The organism is Arthrobacter sp. 08Y14, assembly GCF_002929455.1.
Classification (GTDB): Bacteria; Actinomycetota; Actinomycetes; order Actinomycetales; family Micrococcaceae; genus Arthrobacter_B; species Arthrobacter_B sunyaminii.
The window spans coordinates 715,616-741,340 of the sequence record NZ_PJIX01000002.1 but is presented as its reverse complement, the minus strand read 5'-3'; the positions used below and the strand labels follow the sequence as shown (position 1 = coordinate 741,340).

Below are 25,725 nucleotides of genomic sequence, written 5' to 3'. Positions count from 1 at the left end.
CGTCTCCAATCCATGAGTCACCCCCGAAAGGCCGTACGTGGAAATTCTGAAGATTGTCCTGCTGGTTCTTCTTGCCATCACCAGCCTGCTGCTGACGTTGCTCATCCTGCTTCATAAGGGACGCGGCGGCGGTATGTCGGACATGTTCGGCGGCGGCATGACCTCCAGCATGGGCTCATCAGGGGTTGCCGAACGCAACCTGAACCGCTTCACCGTGGCCCTCGGATTGTCCTGGGGCCTGGTCATCATCGCCCTGGGCCTGATCCAGCGCTTTTCCGGCGAAGCCTGAGTACTCCACCGCCCCTGGCGGGCGGGACTAAACCACAGAAGCCCCGGAGATCCGTCAGGATCTCCGGGGCTTCTCTTTGCCCGGCGGGGAAACTAGTCCGCTGCGGCCGCGCCGGTGCCTTCCGGGTCCAGCAGCCGGTCAGGCAGCTGTGAGGCCGCTGCCTGGTCTATCAGCCAGCGGGTCTTGGTAAGCCCGCGCGCCCCCGCGGCCGGAACCTGGACCAGGCCGGCGCCGGCCAGCGCCAGGCCCACGGCTCCGGCTTTGTCCTCGCCTGCAACGGTAAGCCAGACTTCTTCGGCAGTGTTGATGGCTTCCATGGTCAGTGACACGCGTTCAGCCGGGGGCTTGGGCGCGTTGGACACGGGCACCACGGTTTCACCCGTGGTCCGGACACCGGCCATTTCGGGAAACAGTGACGCAATATGGGCGTCGGGGCCCACACCGAGCAGGAGCACGTCGAAGCGGGGAAGCCGGGGATCGTTCGATTCGAACCCCGGAGCAAGCTCCTCGTGGGCCGCCTCATTCGCGAGCGTCCGGGCATAGGCCAGGGCGGCTTCTTCGACGCTGGACACCTCGTCGGCAGCCGGTACGGGATGAACCCGGGCGGGATCAACGGGCAGCCGTGAGAGCAGGGCCTCCGCGGCCTGGGTGGCATTGCGGTCGGGGGAGTCAGCGGCAAGGAACCGCTCATCACCCCACCAAAAATTCACCCTGGACCAGTCCACGGCCGAGCGCGCGGGCGCCATGGCGACGGCATCGAGCACGGCGATGCCCACCGTCCCGCCGGTGAGTACCACGGTGGCGGTCCCGCGCCGGCTCTGCACGTCCACGAGCTTGGTGATCAACCGGCCTGCGGTGGCTGCGGTCAGGGCCTGCACGTCCGGGTGAATGCTCACGCCGTTGGGAGAATGCATCATGCGGTTGCCCCTTCTTGGGACAGGCAGGCTGCCAGCCCCTGTGTCAGTACTTCGCCGTAAACTTCGTCAGGATCGAGCCTGCGGAGTTCCTCCGCCAGGCAGTCGCGCAGGTTTCGGCGCGGCAGTGATATCTGCTGCTCCGGCTGGCCCGGCTGGGTCAGGTACGCGGTGATTTGGTCCGGACGGAACAGTTCCACGTTACCGCCGTCACGCTCGAAGACTACTGAACCGATGCCGGTGCCCGGTTCACCCTCGATGATTTCTACGGGAACCTTCAATGCGTGCTTGAGCCAAGCGGCGAGCAGGAAGGTGCTGGATGAGTCGGATGCGCCTGCCACGGTAACTGCAGTGACGGGATCAGCGCCGGCTTCATCGAGCACCGCTGCCAGCTGGATCCGCCAATTCGTCAGCCGGGTCCAGCTGAGGTCGGTATCGCCGTCGGCATACGTCTGGCCAAGCGCCAGCAGCGCCCGCTTGGGATCCGGCTCGGTTGCAGCGTCGGTAATGCGGCGGTGGGCGATGCAGCCCAGGGGTGTCTGCGCGGGATCCCCGGGTACACCGTGGGGCCACCACACCACAATGGGAGCGTCCGGCAGGAGGAGGGCAGAGACGAGCGATACGCTCTCCCCGGCGAGTTCGCCGTGGCGGTAAAGGACAATCACCTCTGAAGCGCCGGCGTCACCGCCCACGCGGATTTCGGCGTCCAGCCGGGTCTGGTCGGCGGGGGACCCGCCGGCCAGCACGATGATGCGGCAGGGGTGCTCCCGGCTGGCCTCGTTGGCCGCGGCGATGGCTTCCTCCACGAAATCGGGTTCGGTGTCCACCACCAGCGTCAGGACGCGTCCAAGGGTGACCACCCCGCCCTTTTCCCGCATGGCCACAATCTCTTTGGATACCTTGGACGTTGTTGTGTCCGGCAGATCTACAATCACGGCCTTCTCCAGGTCCTTCCGTCTTGGGCAAGCAGTTCGTCGGCGGAGTCAGGTCCCCAGCTTCCGGGGGCATAAGGCTCGGGCTGGGTGCCGAGGGAGGCCCAGTACTCTTCGAACGGATCAACGATCTTCCAGGACAGTTCCACTTCCTGGTGCCGCGGGAACAGCGGAGGCTCACCCAGCAGGACGTCCAGGATCAGCCGTTCGTAGGCTTCCGGACTGGACTCCGTGAAGGAATGGCCGTAGCCGAAATCCATCGACACGTCCCGGACTTCCATCTGCGTGCCGGGAACCTTGGAACCGAACCGGATGGTGGCGCCCTCATCGGGCTGCACCCGGATCACTACGGCGTTCTGGCCGAAGTCATGATCATTGTGGTCGCGGAAAAGGAGGTTGGGTGCGCGTTTGAACACCACGGCAATTTCCGTGACCCGGCGGCCCAGACGCTTGCCTGCCCGGAGGTAGAACGGAACTCCGGCCCAGCGGCGGGTATTGATGTCCACCCGGATGGCGGCGAAGGTCTCGGTGGTGGATTCCGGGTTGAAGCCCTCTTCCTCCAGGAAGCCGGTGACCCTTTCCCCGCCCTGCCAGCCGCCGGTGTATTGTCCGCGCGCGGAGTGCTTGGACAGGTCCTCGGGGAGCCGGACGGCGGCGAGCACCTTTTCCTTCTCAGCGCGCAAATGATCGGCGTCGAAGGAGATGGGCTCTTCCATGGCCGTGAGTGCCAGCAGCTGCAGCAGGTGGTTCTGGATGACGTCGCGGGCTGCACCCACGCCGTCGTAGTACCCGGCGCGGCCGCCGATGCCAATGTCTTCGGCCATGGTGATCTGGACATGGTCTACGAAGTTCGCATTCCAGATCGGCTCGAACAACTGGTTGGCAAAGCGCAGAGCCAAGATGTTCTGGACCGTTTCCTTGCCCAGGTAATGATCGATGCGGAACACGGAATCAGCGGGGAAAACGGATTCCACCACGTTGTTCAGCTCGCGGGCGGACTGCAGGTCATGCCCGAACGGTTTCTCGATGACCACGCGGCGCCACTTGCCCTCCGACGTTTCAGCCAGACCGTGCTTGGAGAGCTGCTGGCAGACCTGCTCGAAGGACTTCGGCGGAACGGAGAGATAGAACGCGTGGTTGCCGCGGGTTCCGCGCTCGGTGTCCAGGGCCTCCAGAGTGTCCTTGAGCTTGGCGAAGGCCTCATCACTGTCGAAACCGCCCTCAACGAAGCGGATCCCCTCAGCCAGCTGTTTCCAGACGTTCTCGTTGAAGTCGGTCCGGGCATGGTTCTGTACGGATTCCTTCACCTGGGCGGCGAATTCCTTGTTGCTCCAGGGCCGGCGGCCGAAGCCCACCAATGAGAAGCTGGGCGGGAGCAGGCCGCGGTTGGCCAGGTCGTAGACGGCCGGAATGAGTTTCTTCCGGGCGAGGTCCCCGGTGACACCGAAGATCACCAGGGAGGACGGTCCGGCGATGCGGGACAGCCGGCGGTCCCGGGGGTCCCGCAGCGGATTGGCGGGACCCGTCTTTTCGTCGGCTGGCATCTAGCTGTGTCCGCCTTCCGAAACCAGGTTACGAACGGCTGCTTCGAGTTCCTCCACGCCCTGTTTCCGGTCCAGGAAGTTCAGGCGCAGCACCGGCCGGCCCTGATCAGCGAGGACGGAGGCATCTCCGGCCGCCTGGGCGGTGATCAGCTCGCCGAACGTGAACGGGCGGCCGGGAATGGAAAGGTCCTCCTGCGGCGTACCGGTGATCTGCAGGTAGGCCCCCTGGGCGGGTCCGCCCTTGTGGAACTGGCCGGTGGAGTGCAGGAAGCGCGGTCCCCAGCCAAACGTCACCGGACGGCCGGTGGCCGCGGCGAGCCCGGGGCGAATGGACGCCAGTCCTGACTGCCGGTTCCGGTCCAGATATGCCTGGACACTGAGGTAGCCGTCGGGTCCGAGCTGCCCGAGCAGGGCCGCCAGGGCCTCGGGAAGCGTGCCGGCGCTGCCAAGGAGTTCGGACGGGCCGCGGACTTCAACAGCTCCGTCCACAAAGCTTGGTTCCGTGGGTTCCGGACGGGAGTCCAGCATGCCGCGGGCTGCCTTCTTGGCTGCCTCGACGTCGGGCTGGTCAAAAGGATTGATGGCCAGCAGGCGGCCTGCCACAGCGGTGGCGAATTCCCACAGAATGATCTGTCCGCCGAGGGAACCGGCCACGACAACCTGGTCGCCTTCCGGTTCCGCATCCGTGTCCACGGCCACCAGGCGTGCGGTGAGCACATCGGGCGCACCGGAGGTGATCTCGGGTGCGCCGGGCTCGACGACGACGGGCAGCAGGCCTGTACCCAGCTTCCCGGTCGACTCGGCGATGAGCTGCTCGGCCCAGTCGGGGAAGCCGAGCAGTCCGGAGCCTTCGTCCACAATGACAACCTTGTTGCGCAGCGGGTCGGTGCCGCCCAGGGCGGCACCGAGCTGCAGGCCGATGTTGTCCGCAGCGTTGTCGCTGAGGATTTCCAGGGCATCTTCGGCGTCGTCCAGCAGGGCTTCAATGTCAGCGCCGGCCAGGCCGGAGGGAACCAGTCCAAAGGCGGTGAGGGCCGAGTAGCGGCCGCCCACGTTGGGGTCGGCGTTGAAGACGGCGCGGTAGCCTGCTTCGCGGGCGGCTCCGTCCAGGGGCGAACCCGGGTCGGTAACGACGACGATTCGGGACTTGGCGTCAATCCCCGCATCGGTGAAAGCCTGTTCAAAGACGCGGCGCTGGGAGTCGGTTTCCACCGTGGAGCCGGACTTGGAGGAGACCACGATGACGGTCTCCTGCAGCCCGGTTGCCAGGGCGGCGCGGACGACGTCGGGGTCCGTGGAGTCCAGGACCGTCAGGTCCACTCCCGCGGTGCGGGTAATGACCTCCGGGGCCAGGGAAGAACCGCCCATACCGGCGAGGACCACGCGGGTCACTCCCTCGGCGGCCAGTTCTTCCCGAAGCCCGCGGATCTGTCCAACGAGCGGCCGGGAGGCCTCGGAGGGATTCAGCCAGCCAAGGCGGATGGAAGCCTCCGCTTCTGCGTCGGGTCCCCACAGTGTGGGGTCCTGGGCGAGGAGGCGGGCGGCCACGTCATCACGCACCAGGGCAGGTACGTTTTTTTCGACGGCGGCCAGCGCGGCCCCGGCTGCTTCGAAGGACAGTGTGGTCATTTTTCCTATGCCTCTTTCGCGGTATCCAGTGCGGTCTGAACGGTCTCCAGGAGCTCTCCCCAGCTGACCACGAACTTGTCCAGGCCTTCGGTTTCCAGCTGCTCGACGACGTCGTTGTAGGAGATGCCGAGACCGTCCAGTGCATCAAGGACGGCGTTGGATTCCTCATAGGTGCCGGTGATGGTGTCGCCGGTGACCTCGCCGTGGTCCGCAGTGGCGTTCAGGGTCTTCTCCGGCATGGTGTTGACCGTGTGCGGTGCAACCAGGCCGGTGACGTACAGGGTGTCCGGCAGCGCCGGGTCCTTGACGCCGGTGGAAGCCCAGAGCGGGCGCTGGGCATTGGCTCCGGCCGCTGCCAGGACCTGCCAGCGCTCGGAGGCGAACTGCTCCTCGAAGACCTGGTAGGCCAGGCGGGCGTTGGCCAGGCCGGCCTTGCCCTTCAGGGCCTTGGCTTCATCGGTGCCGGCGGCGTCCAGCCGCTTGTCGATCTCTGCATCCACGCGGGAGACAAAGAAGGATGCCACGGAGTGGATCTTGGACAGGTCGTGTCCGTTTTCCTTGGCCTGCTCAATGCCCACCATGTAAGCGTTGATGACCTCGCGGTAGCGCTCCAGCGAGAAGATCAGCGTGACGTTGACGCTGATGCCCGCGGCCAGGGTCGCGGAGATGGCCGGCAGGCCTTCCTTCGTGGCCGGGATCTTGATCAGCACGTTGTAGCGGCCAACCTTGTCGAACAGTTCCTTGGCTTCCCGGATGGTGCCCTCGGTGTCGCGGGACAGGCGGGGATCAACCTCGATGGACACGCGGCCGTCCACGCCGTGCGTGGCTTCAGCCACGGGGGCAAAGACATCGCACGCCTGAAGGACATCGTCGGTGGTGATCTCGAAAACGGCCTTGTCCACGTCGGCGCCGGAGCGTGAGAGCTGCTGAACCTGCGCGGCATAGGACTCACCGTTGGCCAGGGCAGCGGCGAAGATGCTCGGGTTGGTGGTGACCCCAACCACGTTCTTGTTGTCGATGAGGTCCTTCAGGGAGCCCGAGACGATGCGTTCGCGGGACAGGTCGTCCAGCCAGATGGATACGCCGGCTTCAGAAAGCCGTGCGGTGGGTGTGGAAGTCATAAATAGTCTCCTTGTAACTGAAATTACTTCTGGTCGCCGGTTTCGGTGGACTGCTCGCCTGACGGTGCAGCAGAAGTGCCCGACGGCGGGGTGTCCGTGCCGTTTGCGGCTGCCAGCGACTCGCGTGCTGCTTCGGCAACGGCCTCGGCGGTGATGCCGAACTCGCGGTAGAGGGTCTTGTAGTCGGCGGATGCACCGAAGTGCTCAAGGGAGACGCTGCGTCCGGCGTCGCCCACGAGTTCACGCCAGCCCTGGGCAATCCCGGCTTCCACTGAAACCCGGGCCAAAATATCCTTGGGGATGACCGACTCGCGGTACTGTGCATCCTGCCTGTTGAACCACTCGATGCTGGGCATGGAAATCACACGGGCGGCAATCCCCTCGGCTGCGAGGGCTTCGCGGGCTTCAACAGCCAGCTGGACCTCGGAGCCGGTGCCGATCAGGATGACATCCGGAGTGACGACGTTTCCGTCGCGTACCGCTTCGGCCAGGACGTAGCCGCCGCGGGCCGCGCCGTTGGCCGACGCGAAGGACTCGGCGGTGGCTGCGCCGTCGCCGCGCTGGTACGTGGGAATGTTCTGGCGGGTCAGCACGATGCCGGCGGGGTTCTCCGTGTTTTCCAGAATGGTCTTCCAGGCCACGGCCACTTCGTTGGCGTCGCCCGGGCGGACCACGTCGAGCCCGGGAATGGCACGCAGCGAAGCGAGCTGTTCCACCGGCTGGTGGGTGGGGCCGTCCTCGCCCAGGCCGATGGAGTCATGCGTCCACACGTAGATGGAGGGCACGCCCATCAGGGCACCCAGACGGATGGCCGGACGCTGGTAGTCACTGAAGATCAGGAACGTTCCGGAGAAGGCACGGGTGTTGCTGTGCATCGTGATCCCGTTGACGATCGCCGCAGCAGCGTGTTCGCGGATACCGAAGTGCAGGACGCGGCCATACGGGTTGCCGGACCAGGCGTTGGTCTGCTTGCCGGCCGGGATGAAGGACGGGGAGCCCTCGATGGTGGTGTTGTTGGACTCGGCGAGGTCGGCCGAGCCGCCCCACAGTTCGGGCAGTACGGGGCCGATGGCCGAGAGTACCTTGCCGGATGCGGCGCGGGTGGACATGTCCTTGCCGGCCTCAAACTCGGGCAGCGACTTTTCCCAGCCCTCGGGAAGCGTGCCGTTGCTGATGCGCTCCAGGAGAGCGGCGCCGTCGGGGTTCGAAGCCTTCCAGGCCTCAAAGCGCTCCTCCCATTCACGGCGCGCTTCGGAGCCGCGGGAGAGGGCCTGGCGTGCATGTTCCAGAACGGCGGGGTCGACGTCGAAGGACTTCTCCGGGTCAAAGCCCAGTGTTTCCTTCAGTGCGGCAACTTCATCCTTGCCCAGGGCGGAGCCGTGGATCTTGCCCGTGTTCTGTTTGTTCGGCGACGGCCAGCCGATGATGGTCCGCAGTGAAATGATGGACGGCTTGCTGGTTTCAGCCTTGGCCGCCAGCAGCGCGTTGTACAGCTCGGAAACGTCTTCAACGTATTCGCCGGTCTTGGTCCAGTCCACCCGCTGGGTGTGCCAGCCGTAAGCTTCGTAGCGCTTCAGGACATCTTCGGTGAAGGAGATGTCGGTGTCGTCTTCAATGGAGATGTGGTTCTCGTCGTAGATGACGACGAGGTTGCCGAGCTCCTGGTGGCCGGCCAGCGAGGAGGCTTCAGCGGTGACACCTTCCTGCATGTCGCCGTCGGAGGCGATGACCCATGTGGTGTGGTCGAACGGGCTTTCGCCCTGTGGGGCATCGGCGTCGAGCAGGCCGCGGAGGCGGCGCTGGGCGAACGCGAAGCCTACGGAGGAAGCCAGGCCCTGACCCAGCGGACCCGTGGTGATCTCGACGCCGGCGGTGTGGCGGTACTCGGGGTGGCCCGGGGTCTTGGAACCCCAGGTGCGCAGTGCCTCGAGGTCCCCGATCTCCAGGCCGTAACCTGACAGGAAGAGCTGGATGTAGAGCGTCAGCGAGGTGTGCCCGGGGGAGAGGATGAAACGGTCCCTGCCGGTCCACTGGGGATCCGAGGGATCGTGGCGCATCAGTTTCTGGAACAGCAGGTACGCGGCCGGCGCCAGGCTCATGGCCGTTCCCGGGTGTCCGTTGCCGACCTTCTCGACGGCGTCCGCGGCCAGGACACGGGCGGTGTCCACCGCCTTCTGGTCCAGATCTGTCCAGGTCAGTTCTTGCTCTTCCATATGTGGCACGTTTACCGGGCCCCTCTCTCACTACAGATGACCGGCGCCCAAGACGCCGGAGACTCCTGGTTGCACTGGTTATCCAGCGCAGCCGGTTCCTTAAACACAACAACAGGACGTGGAATAGAATCCTTACCGCAATCCGGAAAATTCTTTGTCCCCACGGTCCCGCACGGTGCTGTCCGGCGGCTATTAAGCAGCCGCGGGAAAGGTCCGCTCCAACCTTATCCCGTAGGCGGTGGCAATGGGCGTATCGTTTCTTCCAATGGGACTTCGGGCCGTTTTATACAGTGCCGCGGGGTACCGCATCGCAGGGCTTCGTTTTCTACAGCCGATAGAGGCTATGATGATGGTGGACTTTTCCGGCCCAGATTGGATGATGTGATCGCCCCGTGACAACGCAGCAAGCCCCCGCCGACCTGCCGGTGTATACCGGCAAGATGACGGCAGGACGTAAGCTCCGGGCCTACGTGGCACTCACCAAGCCCCGGGTCATCGAATTGCTGCTGGTTACAACACTGCCCACCATGATCTTTGCCGAGCGGGGACTGCCGGGCCTGTGGCTCGTGGTCTTCACCATGGTTGGCGGGGCCCTTGCAGCCGGCAGTGCCGGTGCGTTCAACTGCTACATTGACCGGGACATGGACAAGCTGATGAAGCGGACCAAGAACCGTCCGCTGGTTACCGGCGAAGTGTCCCCGCGCGAGGCGCTCGTGTTCGCCTGGGTCCTGGGCGTTGTTTCCATCGCCCTGCTCTGGTTCGGTGCCAACCCGCTGACCGGCCTCCTGGGCCTGGGCGCGATCCTGCTCTACGTGGTCTTCTACACGCTGATCCTCAAGCGCCGCACCACCCAAAACATTGTGTGGGGCGGAATCGCCGGCTGCATGCCGGTCCTGATCGCCTGGGCTGCGGTCACCAACAAGGTGGAATGGCCTGCGGTCATCCTCTTCCTGATCATTTTCCTGTGGACGCCGCCGCACTACTGGCCGCTGTCCATGAAGTACGGCGAGGACTACCGCAACGCGTCGGTGCCGATGCTCGGTGCCGTTGCCGGAGCCAAGCTGGTCTCGGTGCAGGTTGTCCTCTACGCCTACGCCACGGTGGCCTGCTCGCTCCTGCTCATCCCGGCGGGAGGCGCCGGGTGGGTCTACACCCTGGCAGCTGTGCTGTCCGGTGTCTGGTTCCTGGCCGAGACCCACCGCCTGCACAACCGGGCACAGCATGAGACTGTCACGGACAAGACCGCCATGAAGGTCTTCCACGGCTCCATCAGCTACCTGACAATCCTGTTCCTGGCGCTGGCCATCGACCCGTTTGTGGGCGGCCCCCTGCTGTAGGACCTGTCCGGGGCAGCCAGTCACAACACGACGTACCAGGAAGGGCCGGAGGTTTACGCCTCCGGCCCTTCCTGTGTCTGCCGGCAGTGACATTCCTGGATCCTCCGTCGTCCCGCTGCAAGCACTGTCCGGCCCTTCGGGTGTCCGGCTAATGCCCACTCTCCGCCGCGTGACCCGTTGATGCGGTTTCGACGCGGGGACTCGGGCATGTTCTGTACTCTCGAGCGGGGATTGCGGCGGGACTTCTACACTCGATCCCGGCTACCGGCGAAAAGGAAAGCAGGAGGCCCCCGCTGGACAAAAAACGGGCCGGATTCCGAAGAATCCGGCCCGTTCAGGCTTCTGCGCTCATGGCCGATAAGGGTCTCGGCACGGTGCCCGCCCCGCGGGAGATTAGCCCCGGCGGGAAGCGGCGGCACCGGCAGGCCGGGCAGCCGGGTCAGCGCCGGGAACCTGCCGCGAGAAGCCGGTGAAGACCACGTGGGCGGCTGCAGCGGTAAGCAGCGAGGCGCCCAGCATGTGCAGTCCCACCAGCACAATCGGCAGGTGCAGGAAGTGCTGGGCGTAACCGATAACGGCCTGGATCAGGACCACAACGGTCAGCAGCAGCAGCGAGGAGCGCAGCCGTCCGTCGGTTGCGTGGCGGTACACCAGGTAGAGGGCCACGGCAAGGGCAAAAACGAGCAGATAGACCGGCACCACGTGCAGGCGGGTCATGAGATCCGGATCCAGCCCGTTGCGGGCCGCTCCGTGGTCTCCGGCGTGCGGTCCGGAGCCGGTAACGACCACGCCGAGCAGCACGGACAGTGCCGACGCAATTCCCAGGGCCCCGAGCAGCGGACGCAGGGAGCGCGTCGCCAGCGGACCGTTGGTGCTACCCAGCTGATGCGGGGACAGCCAGGCGCGGTTGACCAGGACGGTGGCCAGCACAATGAGGACCATCGAGAGGATGAAGTGGCCTCCCACAATCCACGGATTGAGTCCGGTCCAAACAGTGATACCGCCCAGCAGCGCCTGTGCGGGGATCCCGGCCAGCAGCGCCACTGACAGTTTGAACAGGTCACGGCGTTCGGCCCGGATTTTCCAAATGCTGAACACCATGCCAAACGCAATGGCAGCCAGCACGAAGGTCAGCAGCCGGTTACCGAACTCGATAATCCCGTGGATGCCCATTTCCGGGGTGGTGGTCAGGGAATCCGGTGTGCAGAGCGGCCATTCCGGGCAGCCCAGCCCGGAGGCTGTCAGGCGCACGGCGCCGCCGGTGACGACGATGCCGATGTTGGCAACCAGCGATGCAACGGCAAGGCCGCGTACCCACTTGTTCGTAGCAGGCAGGTTCTCCGCGGGCGGCGAAGGGACGACGGGCGATGAGGCTCGGCCGGAAGATGTGGATGACACGGAATTCAGCTCCATTTGAACCAGCGGACAGCAGCAAGGCCACCCAGGATTGTCCACGCCAGGAGAATCAGCGTGGCGGGGATATTAAAAGAAGAGTCGATGAGTGTGGAGCGCATGGCTTCACCCAGCGCGGCGGAGGGCAGGATCTCCACGAAGGGCTGCATGATCTCGGGCAGATTGCCTGCGGGGATAATGATCCCGCCCACGGCGGCCAGCAGGATCCACAGCAGGTTGGTGACCGCCAGCGTGGCTTCGGGCCGGGCGGTGCCGGCCACGAGCAGGCCCAGCGCTGTGAAGGCCGCAGCGCCGATCAGCAGTGACACGAGGCCAAGCGGGATCCCGGTCCAGGACGGTTCCCAGCCGAGGAACGCCGCGACGATGCTGACGACCACCACTTGGATGGCCAGGACGGCGACGACGGCGATTCCCTTGCCGGCGATGAGCCCGGCCTTGCCCAGCGGGGTGGTGGACAGGAACCGCAGGACGCCGTAGCGGCGGTCAAAGCCGGTGGCAATTCCCTGCCCCGTGAACGCGGTGGACATTGCACACAGAGCCAGGATTCCCGGCGTCGCCATATTGACGCGCGAGGTGCCGTAACCGTCCAGGACCGGAGTCACGGACAGGGCGATCAGCGCCATCAGCGGCAGGAAGACAGCCAGGATCAGCTGCTCACCGTTGCGAAGCATGGTGACGGCTTCGTAGCGCCCCTGGTTCAGGATGCGTACGGGCAGGGAAGCGGGGGCGCTCATCGGATTTCCCTTCCGGACAGGTCGAGGAAGACGTCTTCCAGGGAACGGGATGCCATGTGGATTGCGGATGGAAGGATGCCGCCGCGTGCCCACCATGCGGACAGTGCCGCAATATCACCGGGCGTGATGGCCCCGCGCACTGTGTAGTGTCCGGGCGGGGATTCCCTGGTCACCAGATGGGGGAGCCCGACGGCGGCCAGATCCAGTCCCGGTGCGGCGTCGAAGGTCAGGAGCCGCTGGTCGGCCAGTTCGTCGGTCTGCGCCGTGAGTTCGGCTACGGTGCCCTGCGCCACCGTCTTGCCCGCATCAATGATGTAGACGTAGTCGGCGAGCTTCTGCGCGTCGTCCATCAGATGGGTGGTGAGGATAATTCCCAGGCCGTCGTCACGCAGCTCGGAGATGAGATCGAACACAATCTGCCGGGACTGCGGATCAAGGCCGGCGCTCGGCTCATCCAGGAACAGTACTTCGGGGCGGCCGATCAGCGCGGCGGCCATGGCCAGCCGCTGTTTCTGCCCGCCGGAGAGGCGGCGGATGTTGGAGTTGGCGAAGCTGCCGATGCCGAGCCGGGTCACCAGTTCATCCACAGGGCGGGGATCCGCGTACATGGAGGCGATGTGGTGCAGGAGGGGGACCGGGCGTGCGGACGGGGGGAGGCCGCCGTCCTGGAGCATGACACCCACCCTGCTGCGCAGCTCCGCACCGGCCCCGTAGGGGTCCTGCCCTAAGAGGCGCACTTCGCCGCCGTTGATGGGCTGCAGGCCCTGGGCGCACTCCAAAGTAGTGGTTTTGCCGGCGCCGTTGGCACCGAGCAGGGCAGTGACGGAACCGCGGTGGGCGGAAAAGTCGACGCCGGCCAGCACCCGGATCATTTTGCCGTCGAGACCGGCTACCGGGCCGCAGTCCTTGATCAGGCCTTTTATGGTCAGGCAGGGTTCATCGTTGGGCACCGTCATATTCTACGTTAGGTAGTACAGCGCAGTGCACCCGGGCCGGTGATCTCCGGGCATCGGCAGGCGGTGGGTAGCCTGTCCTTACTGGCAGGCAGGAACAAATTACGTCATGCTTGTGTTGTGTATTCTGTGAGTAACTCTGAGCCGAAGGCAGTCGCCAAGCCGGCAGCAGCCCGCGAAGCGGAGGAACGCACCCGGGACCGTGTCCTGGGCGCGGTGCTGGAGCATGGCCCGGTGAGCGCAGCGGAGCTGGGTGAACGGCTGGGGTTCACTCCCGCAGCAGTCCGCCGGCACCTCGATGCGCTTTCCGCAAAGGGACTGATCGAAGTCAAGCGCGTAAACAATCCCTCGTCGGGTGCAGGGCGGCCGGCGCGCCGGTATGTCCTGAGCAAGCAGGGTCAGGCGTATCTGGGCAACGATTACCTGGACATCGCCACCGAAGCTCTGCGCCAGCTCGGCCTCGCAGCCGGGCCGGAGGCGATAGAGAAGTTCGCCGCCGAACGTTTTGACCGGATGGAAGAACGCTACCGCCCGGTCGTGGAAGCGGCCGGTCCGGCCGTTCAGGACAAGGCCGAAGCTCTGGCAGCAGAGCTGACCAAGGACGGGTTTGTCGGCTCGACCACTCTGATCGGGACGGCGAAGCAGCCCAGCACACTGCTCAGCGTCCAGCTGTGCCAGGGGCACTGCCCCATTCAGGGACTGGCGAGTTCCTACACGGTCTTCTGCGACAAGGAAACCGAAGTTTTTGCCCGGCTGCTGGACGTGGATGTCCGTAGACTTTCCACGCTTTCCCGCGGCGGGCATGTTTGTACGACCCACATACCCGTGGGCCGCACCAGGTCCGAGGCGCACGTCCCCGTGCACGCCGAAACCAATAAGTCCACATCCATTCATCAGCAAGAAAGGCCGTGATGACGGATCAAGCAACCCAGAAGTCAACGGCGCCCGCCGCGGTGCCGGATTCTGTGATTTCAGACATCCTGGAGAAAAACCCTGAGCTCGAGGGCATCGGTACCTACGAATACGGATGGGCCGACTCCGACGTCGCGGGTTCAAACGCCCGCCGCGGGCTCAGCGAGGAAGTTGTCCGGGACATCTCGGCAAAGAAGAACGAACCCCAGTGGATGCTGGACCTTCGCCTGAAGGGCCTGAAGTACTTCGAACGCAAGCCCATGCCCACCTGGGGCGCAGACCTCTCCGGCATCGACTTCGACAACATCAAGTACTTTGTGCGCTCCACGGAGAAGCAGGCCAACACCTGGGAAGACCTTCCCGAGGACATCCGCAACACGTACGAGAAGCTCGGCATCCCCGAAGCTGAGCGCGGCCGCCTGGTTTCCGGCGTCGCAGCGCAGTACGAGTCCGAGGTTGTGTACCACCAGCTCCGCGAGGACCTGGAACGCCAGGGCGTTATCTTCCTGGACACAGACACAGCGCTGAAGGAACACCCGGAAATGTTCCAGGAGTACTTCGGCACCGTCATCCCCGTCGGTGACAACAAGTTCGGCTCGCTGAACACTGCCGTGTGGTCCGGCGGTTCCTTCGTCTACGTCCCCAAGGGCGTCCACGTGGAGATCCCGCTGCAGGCCTACTTCCGCATCAACACGGAAAACATGGGTCAGTTCGAGCGCACCCTGATCATTGCGGACGAGGATTCCTACGTCCACTACATCGAAGGCTGCACCGCACCGATCTACACCTCGGACTCGCTGCACTCCGCCGTCGTCGAAATCATCGTGAAGAAGGGCGCCCGCGTCCGCTACACGACCATCCAGAACTGGTCCAACAACGTGTACAACCTGGTGACAAAGCGCGCCATTGCACACGAGGGCGCCACCATGGAGTGGATCGACGGCAACATCGGTTCCAAGGTCACCATGAAGTACCCGGCCGTCTACCTGGTTGGCGAGCACGCCAAGGGTGAGACCCTGTCCATCGCTTTCGCCGGCGAGGGCCAGCATCAGGACACCGGATCCAAGATGGTCCACATTGCCCCGAACACCAAGAGCTCCATTATTTCCAAGTCCGTGGCCCGCGGCGGCGGCCGTGCTGCCTACCGCGGCCTGGTCCAGGTCCGCGAAGGCGCCAAGCACTCGGCCAACACCGTGCGCTGCGACGCCCTGCTGGTGGACACCATCTCCCGCTCGGACACGTACCCGTACGTGGACATCCGCGAAGATGACGTCACCATGGGCCACGAAGCCACTGTTTCCCGCGTCAGCGAGGAGCAGCTGTTCTACCTCATGTCCCGCGGCCTTCCCGAGGACGAGGCAATGGCAATGATCGTGCGCGGCTTTATTGAGCCGATTGCGCGTGAACTGCCGATGGAATACGCCCTTGAACTCAACCGCCTCATCGAACTCCAGATGGAAGGAGCCGTCGGTTAATGTCGAAGCTTAACGACGTCGTCGAAAACGTGACCGAAAAGGTCAGCAATGCAGTAGAGGAAGTCAAAGCCAGGATTGGCGCGCCCTCAGGGGACAGCCGTGTCCGGATTGACGGATTCACCGAAGAGGGCGAGAACCTCTCTCCGCTGAATGAATCTTCCTCGGTTCTTGGCGGCGACAGCAGCAAGTCCCACAGCCACGGCGCAGGGGCAGGCATTCCGGACAGCTCACGCGCCGGCCGCCTAACCTCCTACAACCGGGCCGACTTCGGCAAGCTGACCGGACGTGAAGAAGACTGGCGATTCACCCCGCTCAAGCGCCTTCGCGGCCTGCACACTGCCGAACTCACCGGCACCGCCCCCGAGGTGGCCGTGGTGGCTCCCGACGGTGTCCGGGTGGAGAACGTGGCCCGCACCGATGCCCGCATCGGCTCCGCCGGCATCCCCGAGGATCTGGTGGCAGCAGCAGCTTGGGAAGCCTTCACCGAGGCCACCGCTGTAACCATCCCCGCCGAGACCGTCGTTGACGGCAGCGTCACGCTGACCATGACCGGTGCCGGCAAGGACCCCGCGGCCCAGCACGTGGTCATTACCGCGGAGAAGTTCTCCAAGGCAGTGGTCGTGCTTGACCACAAGGGACCGGCAACGCTGTCCCAGAACGTGGAAATCGTCGTCGAAGACGGTGCTGAACTGACGGTCGTGTCGGTTCAGGACTGGGATGACGACGCCGTTCACGCTTCTGCGCAGTACGCCCGGATTGGTCGTGACGCGAAGTTCAAGCACGTCGTCATCAGCCTCGGCGGCGACCTGGTGCGCGTCACTCCGTCCTCAAAGTTCACTGCCACCGGCGGCGACGTCCAGATGTTCGGCCTGTACTACGCCGACGCCGGACAGCACCTGGAACAGCGTCTGTTCGTGGACCACGCAGTGCCGAACTGCAAGTCCCGCGTCATGTACAAGGGCGCCCTGCAGGGCCGCGATGCGCACACCGTCTGGGTAGGTGACGTCCTGATCCGCAAGGAGGCAGAAGGCACCGACACATACGAGGTCAACCGCAACCTGCTGCTCACCGACGGCGGCCGCGCGGACTCCGTACCGAACCTGGAAATCGAAACCGGCCTGATCGAGGGTGCCGGCCATGCCAGCGCCACCGGCCGTTTCGATGACGAGCACCTGTTCTACCTGATGGCCCGCGGCATCCCCGAGGATGTTGCCCGCCGCCTGGTGGTCCGCGGGTTCCTCAACGAGATCATCCAGCAGATCAAGGTTCCGGCACTGGAAGAGCGCCTCACTGAGGCCGTTGAGCGCGAGCTCGCAGCAGTCGAGAGCTAGCACCCGGTTCCCCGGAAGCCGTGCGGCTCCCGGGGACCGAAGCTGCACCCACACTTTTTGAAGCTTAAATACGCACCAGAGCGTGCAAAGGAGAAAGCGTAACTCGTATGTCTACTCTTGAGATCAAGGATCTTCACGTCAGCATTGAGACCGAACAGGGTGTCAAGAAGCAGATCCTGAAGGGCGTCAGCCTGACCATCAACACCGGTGAGACGCACGCCATCATGGGCCCCAACGGCTCCGGCAAGTCCACCCTGGCCTCCACCATTGCCGGTCACCCCCGCTACATCGTGGACAGCGGCTCCATCACGCTCGACGGCGAAGATGTCCTGTCCATGAGCGTGGACGAGCGCGCCCGCGCCGGCCTGTTCCTGGCCATGCAGTACCCGGTAGAGGTCCCCGGCGTCACCATGACCAACTTCCTGCGCACCGCCAAGACCGCGCTCGACGGCGAAGCCCCCTCCCTGCGCCACTGGACCAAGGACGTCAAGGCTGCCATGAGCCAGCTGCGCATCGACGCCGACTTCGCGTCGCGCAACGTCAACGAAGGCTTCTCCGGCGGTGAGAAGAAGCGCGTCGAAATCCTCCAGCTCGAGCTCTTCCGCCCGAAGTTCGCCATCCTCGACGAGACGGACTCCGGCCTGGACGTTGACGCCCTGAAGGTTGTCTCCGAAGGCGTCAACCGTGAACACTCCAAGGGCGAAATGGGCACGCTGCTCATTACGCACTACACGCGGATCCTGCGCTACATCAAGCCGGACTTCGTCCACGTCTTCGTTGACGGCCGGATTGCCGAGCAGGGCGGCCCGGAACTGGCCGACCGTTTGGAAGAAGAAGGCTACGACCGCTTCACCGGCGCCAACGCCACGGCGGCCACCGCCACTGCCAACGCCCTGAAGGCCTAGGCACCACCCTGACCGATACAACTGCACAGGAGCAGATGATGAGTGAGCCGAACCTGGCCCAGACGTCCCTGGAGGACATCGAAGAGGCCCTGAAGGACGTCATCGACCCCGAGCTGGGCGTGAACGTTGTTGACCTGGGGCTGCTCTACGGCCTGCGGTACGCGGACGACGGCGCCCTGCTGATCGACATGACGCTGACCACCGCGGCCTGCCCGCTCACCGATGTCATCGAAGAGCAGGTTGGCCAGGCACTGGACGGCGTTGTGGACGACTGGCGGCTGAGCTGGGTCTGGATGCCGCCGTGGGGTCCCGAGAAGATCACGGACGACGGCCGCGACCAGATGCGCGCGCTGGGCTTCAACATCTAGAGAACTGCACCAAAGAGCAGGGCCGCTTTCCCGGGGACGGGGGAGCGGCCCTGCTCTTTTTTGCGGCCCGGGGATGCTAGCGTCTGCGCCAGAGGACAAACGCGACAATCCGCCAGGGGACCACATGAACACTGCTCCGCATTTTCACGACGACTACATGGCGGCCTGGAATGAGGCTATGGCTTCCGGGGACAGTGCCCCCATCGAGGCATTTCTGGCACCGGATTACCATGGCTGGCTGGGACAGGTTGCGGCCACGGCTCATCCGTTTGACGCCGAAGCGGCGCGGAAGGGTTTCCGGGACGCGGTTTCCGGGATGCACGGCAGTACCGTGCATGCCGGGTTCCGGACGGTAGCTCCCCGGGGACCGGATGAGGCCGTCGTTTGCTACGAAATGACGTACCGCAGCGGCAGCGCGGTCACCGGCAGGGCCCTCCTGATGGAATCCTGGCAGCGGACGGACGATCGGTGGACGCTCCGCCGAGACTTTACCGAGGTCAATATCGGAGAACCGGCCGGGGACCAGTGACTGAGTTGTCCCGCCCCTGGTACCTGTTCGACTACGGCATGGTGATATCCACCGAGCCGGAGCGGGAAGACTGGGCTGCGCTGGAACGCGAAACCGGAATGCAGCACTTGGAAGCGGCGTCGAGTCCGTACTGGAGGCATCGGGAGGACTACGACGCCGGCACCTATACCCCCGCGCAATACTGGGCGCGCGTGCTGGGCCGGCCGGTAAGCGCGGACCAGTTACGGGTACTGGAGGAGTTGGATGCCGCTCAGTGGTCTCACCTGAATGCAGACACCATGGCCGTGCTGGAGACCCTGTCCGGCGATGGCGCCCGGCTGGCGCTGCTCTCCAACATGCCGGGCGGAATGGCCGAACGGTACCTTCGGGAAGCGGCGTGGCCTGCCCGCTTCGCCCGCACCTTCTTCAGCGGACCGCTGGGCATGATCAAGCCTGACCGCAGGATCTTTGCGCATGTCCTGGACAAGCTGGGAGCTGCACCGGCGGACGTTGTCTTCATTGATGACAACGTCCGCAACATCGAGGCGGCCCGGGAACTTGGTCTGTACACGGTGCACTTCGCACCCGGAACGGACCTGCGGCAGGCGCTGGCCCGGTTCCGCGAAAGGCCCGGGCGAAGAGACGGTTAGGGGTTGTCCAGATCCGAGGCACTGAACGTGTCGCAGGAGGCGATGCTGCCGCCGTCGTAACCCTGCATGAACCAGGCCTGCCGCTGGTCGCCGGAGCCGTGCGTCCAGCTCTCCGGATTCACCTGGCCGGTGGCCTTGGACTGGATCCGGTCATCGCCGATGGCGGAGGCGGCAGAGAGGGCGTCCTGCACATCCGTTGCCGTCAGCTCCGCCAGGAAGGGCTCGGTGCTGCCCGGGGCCGGCACCGAAGCGGCATTGCCCGCCCACAGCCCCGCATAGCAGTCAGCCTGCAGCTCGGTCCGCACCGCGGCGGAATCAGCACCGCGCGGATCGGATGCCGAGGCGCCCAGCACGCCGGTCAGCTTCTGGATGTGGTGGCCAAACTCATGGGCCACCACGTACTCCTGCGCCAGCGGGCCGCCGGAGGCACTGTACTGCGCCACGAGCTCATCGAAGAACGCCGTGTCATAGTAGGTCTGCTCATCTGCCGGGCAGTAGAAGGGACCCACTGCGCTGGTCGCGGATCCGCAGCCGGTGTCGGTGCGTCCGCTGAAGAGCGCAACACCCGGTTCGGTGTAGGAAAGCCCCTCCGCAGCCAGGGCAGGACCCCAGTAGCTGTCCAGGCTCTCGGCGGTTCCGACAATCCGGCAGTCCAGGCGTTCGTTCGCGTCTGCTCCGTCCAGACATTCGGAGATGCTCTCTGAATAGCCGGAGCCCGCTCCGGCGGGGCTGCCGCCGTCGCTGAGGCCGAGACCGTCCACCACATCCGAGCCGAAGATCAGCGACAGGATGAGGATGAGTCCTCCGCCGAGCCCGCCGCCTACAGCAATACCTTTGCCCTTGCCCCGCCGGTCGCTGACCCGGGAGGAGTCCAATCGTGCATTTTCGTTAAAACTCATTCCCCGATTATCCCCGACCCTCAGCATGCTTGCGTTCAGGGGCATCCGGGCTGCCGGAGGACTCCCCGATGCCTCGGGCAGCCAGGGCGTCACCGGTCTGCTGGGCATAGGCCACGGCCCTGATCACCACAGGAACGGTGAGGGCACGTGGGTTCCGCTCCAAGCCGCGGGCCATGGCCGAGTGGCGCACGTCCCGGGCCGAACCAAGCAGGAACGGAATGCTGCGCAGCATCAGGGCCAGCGTCAGCCCAAAGCGTTCCGGATCCGCACCGAGGAACCGGAACGGTCCCGCCAGCGCCACGAGTCCGTCCAGCAGGTCCTGCAGGGCAGTGGTGAGCGTTATCAGCCGGGCCGCGGCTACGCACACGACGATGTTCCCCACCACCAGCAGCGCAGCGGGGGGCCCGTTGGACCAGGCCTGGAAGGCTCCCAGTAGCAGCAGGACCGGCCACATCAGTTTCAGGGGCCGCCACGACTCCGCCAGCAAACGCGCCGCGGCATAGGCTCCGAGCACCAGCAGGAGAACGGCGCCCAGCACCGGCAGCGACCGAAAAGCCAGAACAACCGCGGACAGCACGACGACGCCGACTGCCTTCAGCCCCAGCGGCGCCCGGTGCACGGGGGAATTGCCGGCCCGGTAGGCGCCGAGCAGGTGCGCGGAGCCCCTCACCGGAGTCCGTTCAGGGCATGCCCTTTCATGACATGCCCTTTGCGGCGGGTGCGCTGCCGGAACCCAGCGCCAGCGTGCGGTAAGCGGCCAGCGCAGCGTCGGGGGCGCCGTCGAACACGATCCTGCCGTCCTCAACTACCAGGATCCGTTCCGCATCCGCGGCGAAATCCAGGTCGTGCGTTGTATAGATCATCTGCTGCGGCAACCCGGCCAGGATCCGGCGGAGCGCAGCGGTGTTGCGCAGGTCCAGCAGCGTGCTGGGTTCATCGGCCACCAGGACATCCGGTTCAACGGCCAGCACCGAGGCCAGGGCCATGAGCTGGCGTTCTCCACCGGAGAGGTCATAGATGCTGCGGTCGGCCAGGTCCAGCAGGCCGAAGGCGGCCAACCTGTCCTCCGCCGCTGCACGGCGTTCGATGCGGTTGCGGATGGACGCGCGCAGGGACAGTTCGACGTCGTCGCGCCCTGTTGGCATGACCAGCTGGGAGAGGGGATCAGTGAAAACAAACCCCACCCGGCGGCGGACCTTGCTGCCGTGGCGCACCGTATCCAGTCCGTCTACGGTTACCGTCCCGGTGTCCGGAGCCAGCAGTCCGTTGAGCAGTTTCAGAAGCGTCGATTTTCCGGAGCCGTTGGCGCCGATGACGGCGATGCGGGACTCGTCCAGATCCAGGTTCACGGGGTGCAGGATCGGACCGGGGGCGCTTCCGGCTGCAGGGTCGCCGGTGGATGAGGGGTCGGGGGAGCGGAGCACTGAAACGTCCCGCAGGCGGATCTGAACCATCAGCGGCTCTTTGTCGCCAGCCGGGGGAAGGCCGTGAAGACACTGACACCCACGGCTGCTGCGAGCAGGTTCTTGAGCACATCGCCGGGCCAGAAAGCCATGTCAGCGGCCAGTGCCGCCGGGAATCCGAGCTTGGCATTGAGCATCAGACCGGCGATGCCCATCGGGTGCACAACGATGAAGCTGGCACCCATAGCTGACGCGAACAACAGCAGAAAACGAGTCCGGCGGCCACGGCGCAGGGCAGCCCGGGAGAGCAGCCCCACTACGAAGGCTGCGGGCACAAAGGCCAGCAGGTACCCGGCGGAGGGGCCGGCCAGCACGCCCAGGCCGCCGCTGAAGCCGCTGAAGACGGGCAATCCGGCCAGACCGGCAGCCAGGAACAAGGCAACAGCAGCAGCTCCGCGGACAGGTCCCAGAATGATGCCGGCGAGCATAACGGCCAGTGTCTGGAGGGTAATGGGAACCCCGGCGCCCAGGGGCACTCCGGGGAGCAGCGAGAACGAGGCGACCAGCGCAGCAAAAACCGCGATAAGGGACAGGTCCGAAGCATTCCAGCGGCGGCGGGAGAACCGCGCCCGGCGGGAAGGTGCCGCAGCTTCAGCGGAGGAAGTGCTCATCAGCTCTCATTTCGTAGAACGTCTACAACAGGGGGTCAGCGGTATGCCTCAACATCCCCGCATCCTTGATGACCCTAACCTCGCAGCCCGCTAATTCCTTTGGAGGTTTTCTACAAATTGCCGATCAACGGTAGACTGGAAAGGCTGCGATCGCAGCGTACGTACTATCCCCGAACCCCCTCGAAAGGTCCACTGAGTGATTTCCGTATCTAATCTCGAGCTCCGTGCCGGCGCACGTTTGCTCATGGAAGCGGTTTCATTCCGTGTGGACAAAGGGGACAAGATCGGATTGGTGGGCCGCAACGGTGCGGGCAAAACCACTCTGACCAAAGTCCTGGCAGGGGAGGCCCTGCCCGCAGCAGGTCACGTGAAGCGGTCCGGCGAGATTGGCTACCTCCCCCAGGATCCGCGCACGCCGGACATGGAACAGCTCGGCCGGGACCGCATCCTGTCCGCCCGCGGTTTGGACAAGGTCTCCGCACAGCTGAAGAAGTGCCAGGACGAAATGGCCAGTGATGATCCCAAAATCTCGCAGAAGGCCATGAATCGCTATGACCGGCTGGAAGCCGAGTTCCTCTCCGCCGGCGGATATGCCGCAGAATCTGAAGCGGCAACCATCACCGCCAACCTGGCCCTGCCCGATCGGCTGCTGAACCAGCCGCTGAGCACCCTCTCCGGCGGCCAGCGCCGCCGTGTGGAACTGGCCCGGATCCTGTATTCGGATGCCGAAACCATGCTCCTGGATGAGCCCACCAACCACCTCGACGCCGACTCCATCGCCTGGCTGCGCGAGTTCCTGAAGAATCACACCGGCGGGTTGATCGTGATCAGCCACGACACCGAACTGCTGGAAGCAACGGTCAATAAGGTCTTCAGCCTGGACGCCAACCGCGCCACCATCGACGTCTACAACATGGACTGGAAGCGCTACAAGATCCAGCGCGAAACCGATGAGCGTGCCCGGAAGCGGGAGCGGGCCAATACCGAGAAGAAAGCCGGCGTCCTGCTGGCCCAGGCCAACAAGATGAAGGCCCGTGCCTCGGGTGCTTCCGCGGCACAGAGCATGCTCAAGCGCGTGGACCGTCTCCTGGGCGGCCTGGATGCAGTCCGCGCCACAGACCGCGTAGCCGCCCTGCGTTTCCCGGACCCCGCTCCCTGCGGCAAGACGCCCCTCATGGCCGAAGGCCTGAGCAAGAGCTACGGCTCGCTGGAGATCTTCACCGATGTGGACCTGGCCATTGACCGCGGTTCCAAGGTGGTCATCCTCGGCCTCAACGGTGCGGGAAAAACCACGCTGCTGCGCATGCTCGCCGGCGTTGACGCCCCGGACACCGGAAAGCTCATTCCCGGCCACGGCCTGAAGGTGGGCTACTATGCGCAGGAGCACGAGACCCTGGACACCGAGCGCACCGTGCTGGAGAACATGCGCTCCTCCGCACCGGACATGGATGATGCCGAAGTGCGCAGCGTGCTGGGTTCCTTCATGTTCAGCGGTGACGACGTCGACAAGAAGGCCGGCGTACTTTCCGGCGGTGAAAAGACCCGCCTCGCGCTGGCCACCATTGTTGCCTCGTCTGCCAATGTCCTGCTGCTCGATGAGCCCACCAACAACCTGGACCCCGCCTCGCGCGCGGAGATCCTCGGTGCCCTGAGCAGCTATTCAGGCGCTGTGGTGATGGTGAGCCACGATGAGGGTGCCGTGGCGGCACTGAACCCGGAGCGTGTTGTCCTGCTGCCCGACGGCGACGAGGACCACTGGAACGAAGACTACCTGGACCTGGTGACGCTGGCCTAAGGCGGCCGGAGCTCAGGCGCCAAGCAGAAATAGCTCCGCCGATCCGGATGAAGGCCCCCCGTGCGCACGGCGCGCGGGGGGGCTTTCGCTTTCTGTGCCCCATGGTCCGATGCTCATGAACTTATGTATCCATTCCCATAAAGTCGTATAAGAATTTCCGGATAGTGCGCTCTGAACGCTTTCCTGCTCACCAAAGATGTCCCGGCCGGGACACTCATCGGAGCCTGCAGATCTTGGAGCAGGGGAGTGCCCCCATGAAAACAGGGGGGGGGTTGCAGCCTGGGGAGCACTATCAGGACCTGAGCGGCGACGGGGGCTTGTCCGGTGCAGCTGTGGAGGTCCGTTAGCGGGTGCGGGGGAGTGCGTCTTGGGTCAGCCGGTTGGCCGTCCAGTGCGTCGAGCCGGCGATGCCCACCATCCCCCCGCAGGCGAAACACCATATCTGCACATGCGGTGACCGGAGCGGTTCCCTTGAGTCTCCTCATCGTTTGTTATCCATTTATATCCACTTATATAAAATAATCTGGATATTACGCTACGATGGGTGGCATGCACAGTGCCTCAAACCCGTACTCACCAGGAGCCGGACGCCGGCCTTTCGAGCTGGCCGGCAGAACAGCCTTGATCAACGATTTTGACCTCCTGATTTCACGTGCGGCCGCGGGGCGTACGGACCGGGGGATTGTGCTGCACGGTTTGCACGGAGTGGGAAAGACTGTGCTGCTCACTGAGTTCCGGAGGCGGGCGGAAGATGCCGGGTTCCTTGTGGTCTCTCTCGAGGGAAGGGACGCCGAAGGCGGTCCCAAAGCCATCCGTGCCAAGCTCGCCAGAGGGCTGCTGCAGGCGGGGCGCAAGGCCAATTCCCGCAGTGCAACACCTGCCCTCGCTGCTGCGCTGGGAACCATCGCCTCGTTTGCTGCCGGGCTGCAGGTCAGCGGGATCGATGTTGGGGTAGGGGCACGGCACGGGCGGGGTGACTCGGGAGCCTTCGCCGTCGACCTGGAAGAAACGGTGGAGGACACTGCCGTTGCCCTGGCTGAACGGAAATCGGCACTGATCCTGGTAGTGGATGAAATGCAGAACCTGGACGCGGGCCTGTTGTCGGCTTTGCTTGGCGCGCAGCACCAGGCCAGCCAGCGGGACTGGCCTTTCTATCTGGTGGCAGCCGGGCTGCCGAACCTTCCGTCAGTCCTGAACCAGTCCCAGCGGTATGCCGAGGGGCTGTTTACCTATCGCAGGGTTGGTGCCCTGGACCGCGAAGACTCCGGCATCGCCCTCACAGCACCGGCAGCTGAGCACGGCGTCTCCTATGATCCGGAGGCACTGGATCTGCTGCTCAATGCGTCCGGCGGATATCCGTACTTCCTGCAGGAGTATGGCTCGGCAGCTTGGGAGTCAGCGCCGCGCAAGCGGATCAGCCCTGATGACGCCAGGGTGGCAGTGGAAATCGGCCGGGCACAGCTGGACCAGGGTTTCTTTCCCCTGCGCTGGCGCAGGTCGACCAAGGCCGAGCGGGAGTTCCTGCGGCTCATGGCGATGGACGGGGAAGGCGGTTCCGGGACGGCAACGCTGGCAGCCCGGGCCGGCAAGAAAATGACGTCCATGACCATGACCCGGGGATCGCTCATACGCAAGGGCATCATCTATGCACCCTCACTGGGTCAGGTCTCATTTACCGTGCCGGGGATGGCGGATTACGTGCGCCGGGTCACCGGCTAGACTGGGGGTT

Annotated in this window: 24 protein-coding genes; 11 read left to right on the top strand and 13 right to left on the bottom strand. The window is 64.8% G+C overall.

The window, feature by feature from the left end:
• The first annotated feature begins 37 nt into the window (after nt 1-37).
• Nucleotides 38-289, top strand: a complete 252-nt coding sequence (gene secG / locus CXR03_RS10005) for a preprotein translocase subunit SecG (protein ID WP_104054195.1) — start codon at nt 38-40, stop codon at nt 287-289.
• Nucleotides 290-381: 92 nt separating this feature from the next.
• Here the strand turns inward: secG and pgl are convergent, their stop codons facing one another.
• From pgl to tkt, 6 genes are read right to left on the bottom strand one after another with little or no spacing between them, the layout of a single operon-like run.
• Nucleotides 382-1,203 (bottom strand): 6-phosphogluconolactonase, encoded by an 822-nt coding sequence (pgl, locus tag CXR03_RS10000; RefSeq protein ID WP_104104089.1) that lies wholly within the window; start codon nt 1,201-1,203, stop codon nt 382-384.
• The gene (locus CXR03_RS09995) at nt 1,203-2,138 is read right to left on the bottom strand and encodes a glucose-6-phosphate dehydrogenase assembly protein OpcA (protein WP_104103650.1); all 936 of its coding nucleotides are present in this window, start codon (nt 2,136-2,138) and stop codon (nt 1,203-1,205) included. Before CXR03_RS09995 ends, pgl begins: the two co-directional genes overlap by 1 nt.
• The gene (gene zwf, locus CXR03_RS09990; protein WP_104103649.1) at nt 2,135-3,679 is read right to left on the bottom strand and encodes a glucose-6-phosphate dehydrogenase; all 1,545 of its coding nucleotides are present in this window, start codon (nt 3,677-3,679) and stop codon (nt 2,135-2,137) included. Before zwf ends, CXR03_RS09995 begins: the two co-directional genes overlap by 4 nt.
• Nucleotides 3,680-5,308: a glucose-6-phosphate isomerase gene (locus CXR03_RS09985; protein WP_104103648.1), complete on the bottom strand. Its 1,629-nt coding sequence runs from the start codon at nt 5,306-5,308 to the stop codon at nt 3,680-3,682.
• A 5-nt stretch (nt 5,309-5,313) separates the two neighbouring features.
• Entirely contained in the window at nt 5,314-6,429 is a 1,116-nt protein-coding gene (gene tal, locus CXR03_RS09980; protein ID WP_104103647.1) for a transaldolase, read from the bottom strand.
• A 23-nt stretch (nt 6,430-6,452) separates the two neighbouring features.
• Complete coding sequence (tkt, locus tag CXR03_RS09975) at nt 6,453-8,642, bottom strand: transketolase (RefSeq protein WP_104103646.1); 2,190 nt, start codon at nt 8,640-8,642, stop codon at nt 6,453-6,455.
• A 440-nt stretch (nt 8,643-9,082) separates the two neighbouring features.
• Here tkt and CXR03_RS09970 point away from each other — a divergent pair, with 440 nt between their 5' ends.
• Nucleotides 9,083-9,979 carry a heme o synthase gene (locus tag CXR03_RS09970; protein WP_104104088.1) on the top strand — a complete coding sequence of 299 codons (897 nt, stop codon included), beginning with the start codon at nt 9,083-9,085 and terminating at the stop codon, nt 9,977-9,979.
• A 393-nt stretch (nt 9,980-10,372) separates the two neighbouring features.
• Here the strand turns inward: CXR03_RS09970 and CXR03_RS09965 are convergent, their stop codons facing one another.
• The 3 genes from CXR03_RS09965 to CXR03_RS09955 are packed head-to-tail and all read right to left on the bottom strand — an operon-like array spanning nt 10,373 to nt 13,082.
• Nucleotides 10,373-11,377: a heme A synthase gene (locus CXR03_RS09965; RefSeq protein ID WP_258073586.1), complete on the bottom strand. Its 1,005-nt coding sequence runs from the start codon at nt 11,375-11,377 to the stop codon at nt 10,373-10,375.
• A gap of 5 nt (nt 11,378-11,382) precedes the next feature.
• Entirely contained in the window at nt 11,383-12,126 is a 744-nt protein-coding gene (locus CXR03_RS09960; RefSeq protein WP_104103644.1) for an ABC transporter permease, read from the bottom strand.
• Nucleotides 12,123-13,082 carry an ABC transporter ATP-binding protein gene (locus CXR03_RS09955; RefSeq protein ID WP_104103643.1) on the bottom strand — a complete coding sequence of 320 codons (960 nt, stop codon included), beginning with the start codon at nt 13,080-13,082 and terminating at the stop codon, nt 12,123-12,125. The genes CXR03_RS09960 and CXR03_RS09955 overlap by 4 nt, the downstream gene beginning before the upstream one ends.
• 126 nt (nt 13,083-13,208) lie before the next feature.
• Between CXR03_RS09955 and CXR03_RS09950 the strand changes: the two genes are divergently transcribed.
• The 7 genes from CXR03_RS09950 to CXR03_RS09920 all read left to right on the top strand — a co-directional run bounded on the left by CXR03_RS09950 (nt 13,209) and on the right by CXR03_RS09920 (nt 19,228).
• Nucleotides 13,209-13,991, top strand: coding sequence for a metalloregulator ArsR/SmtB family transcription factor (locus CXR03_RS09950; protein ID WP_104054818.1), 783 nt, complete (start codon nt 13,209-13,211; stop codon nt 13,989-13,991).
• On the top strand, nt 13,991-15,466 hold the full coding sequence (sufB, locus tag CXR03_RS09945) for a Fe-S cluster assembly protein SufB (RefSeq protein ID WP_104103642.1): 1,476 nt from the start codon (nt 13,991-13,993) through the stop codon (nt 15,464-15,466). The genes CXR03_RS09950 and sufB overlap by 1 nt, the downstream gene beginning before the upstream one ends.
• Nucleotides 15,466-16,797: a Fe-S cluster assembly protein SufD gene (gene sufD / locus CXR03_RS09940; protein WP_104103641.1), complete on the top strand. Its 1,332-nt coding sequence runs from the start codon at nt 15,466-15,468 to the stop codon at nt 16,795-16,797. Before sufB ends, sufD begins: the two co-directional genes overlap by 1 nt.
• 107 nt (nt 16,798-16,904) lie before the next feature.
• Nucleotides 16,905-17,702, top strand: a complete 798-nt coding sequence (sufC, locus tag CXR03_RS09935; RefSeq protein WP_104054206.1) for a Fe-S cluster assembly ATPase SufC — start codon at nt 16,905-16,907, stop codon at nt 17,700-17,702.
• Nucleotides 17,703-17,740: 38 nt separating this feature from the next.
• Complete coding sequence (locus CXR03_RS09930; RefSeq protein ID WP_104054819.1) at nt 17,741-18,070, top strand: metal-sulfur cluster assembly factor; 330 nt, start codon at nt 17,741-17,743, stop codon at nt 18,068-18,070.
• Between the two features lie 124 nt (nt 18,071-18,194).
• Entirely contained in the window at nt 18,195-18,599 is a 405-nt protein-coding gene (locus CXR03_RS09925; RefSeq protein ID WP_181034548.1) for a nuclear transport factor 2 family protein, read from the top strand.
• Nucleotides 18,596-19,228, top strand: coding sequence for an HAD family phosphatase (locus CXR03_RS09920; RefSeq protein ID WP_258073585.1), 633 nt, complete (start codon nt 18,596-18,598; stop codon nt 19,226-19,228). Before CXR03_RS09925 ends, CXR03_RS09920 begins: the two co-directional genes overlap by 4 nt.
• Here the strand turns inward: CXR03_RS09920 and CXR03_RS09915 are convergent.
• Genes CXR03_RS09915 through CXR03_RS09900 form a run of 4 tightly spaced genes read right to left on the bottom strand, consistent with a single transcriptional unit; the run spans nt 19,225 to nt 22,201 of the window.
• Nucleotides 19,225-20,127: a neutral zinc metallopeptidase gene (locus tag CXR03_RS09915; RefSeq protein WP_104103639.1), complete on the bottom strand. Its 903-nt coding sequence runs from the start codon at nt 20,125-20,127 to the stop codon at nt 19,225-19,227. The two genes, CXR03_RS09920 and CXR03_RS09915, sit on opposite strands and share 4 nt — an antisense overlap.
• A 7-nt stretch (nt 20,128-20,134) precedes the next feature.
• Nucleotides 20,135-20,797: an energy-coupling factor transporter transmembrane protein EcfT gene (locus CXR03_RS09910; protein ID WP_104103638.1), complete on the bottom strand. Its 663-nt coding sequence runs from the start codon at nt 20,795-20,797 to the stop codon at nt 20,135-20,137.
• A 25-nt stretch (nt 20,798-20,822) separates the two neighbouring features.
• Nucleotides 20,823-21,581, bottom strand: a complete 759-nt coding sequence (locus CXR03_RS09905; RefSeq protein WP_104103637.1) for an energy-coupling factor ABC transporter ATP-binding protein — start codon at nt 21,579-21,581, stop codon at nt 20,823-20,825.
• The gene (locus tag CXR03_RS09900; RefSeq protein ID WP_104103636.1) at nt 21,581-22,201 is read right to left on the bottom strand and encodes a biotin transporter BioY; all 621 of its coding nucleotides are present in this window, start codon (nt 22,199-22,201) and stop codon (nt 21,581-21,583) included. The genes CXR03_RS09905 and CXR03_RS09900 overlap by 1 nt, the downstream gene beginning before the upstream one ends.
• A gap of 196 nt (nt 22,202-22,397) precedes the next feature.
• On the opposite strand from CXR03_RS09900, the gene CXR03_RS09895 reads away from it, so the two are divergent.
• Both CXR03_RS09895 and CXR03_RS09890 read left to right on the top strand, forming a co-directional pair.
• Entirely contained in the window at nt 22,398-23,996 is a 1,599-nt protein-coding gene (locus CXR03_RS09895; RefSeq protein ID WP_104103635.1) for an ABC-F family ATP-binding cassette domain-containing protein, read from the top strand.
• 549 nt (nt 23,997-24,545) lie between these two features.
• Nucleotides 24,546-25,715, top strand: coding sequence for an ATP-binding protein (locus tag CXR03_RS09890; RefSeq protein WP_104104086.1), 1,170 nt, complete (start codon nt 24,546-24,548; stop codon nt 25,713-25,715).
• Nucleotides 25,716-25,725: the final 10 nt, after the last annotated feature.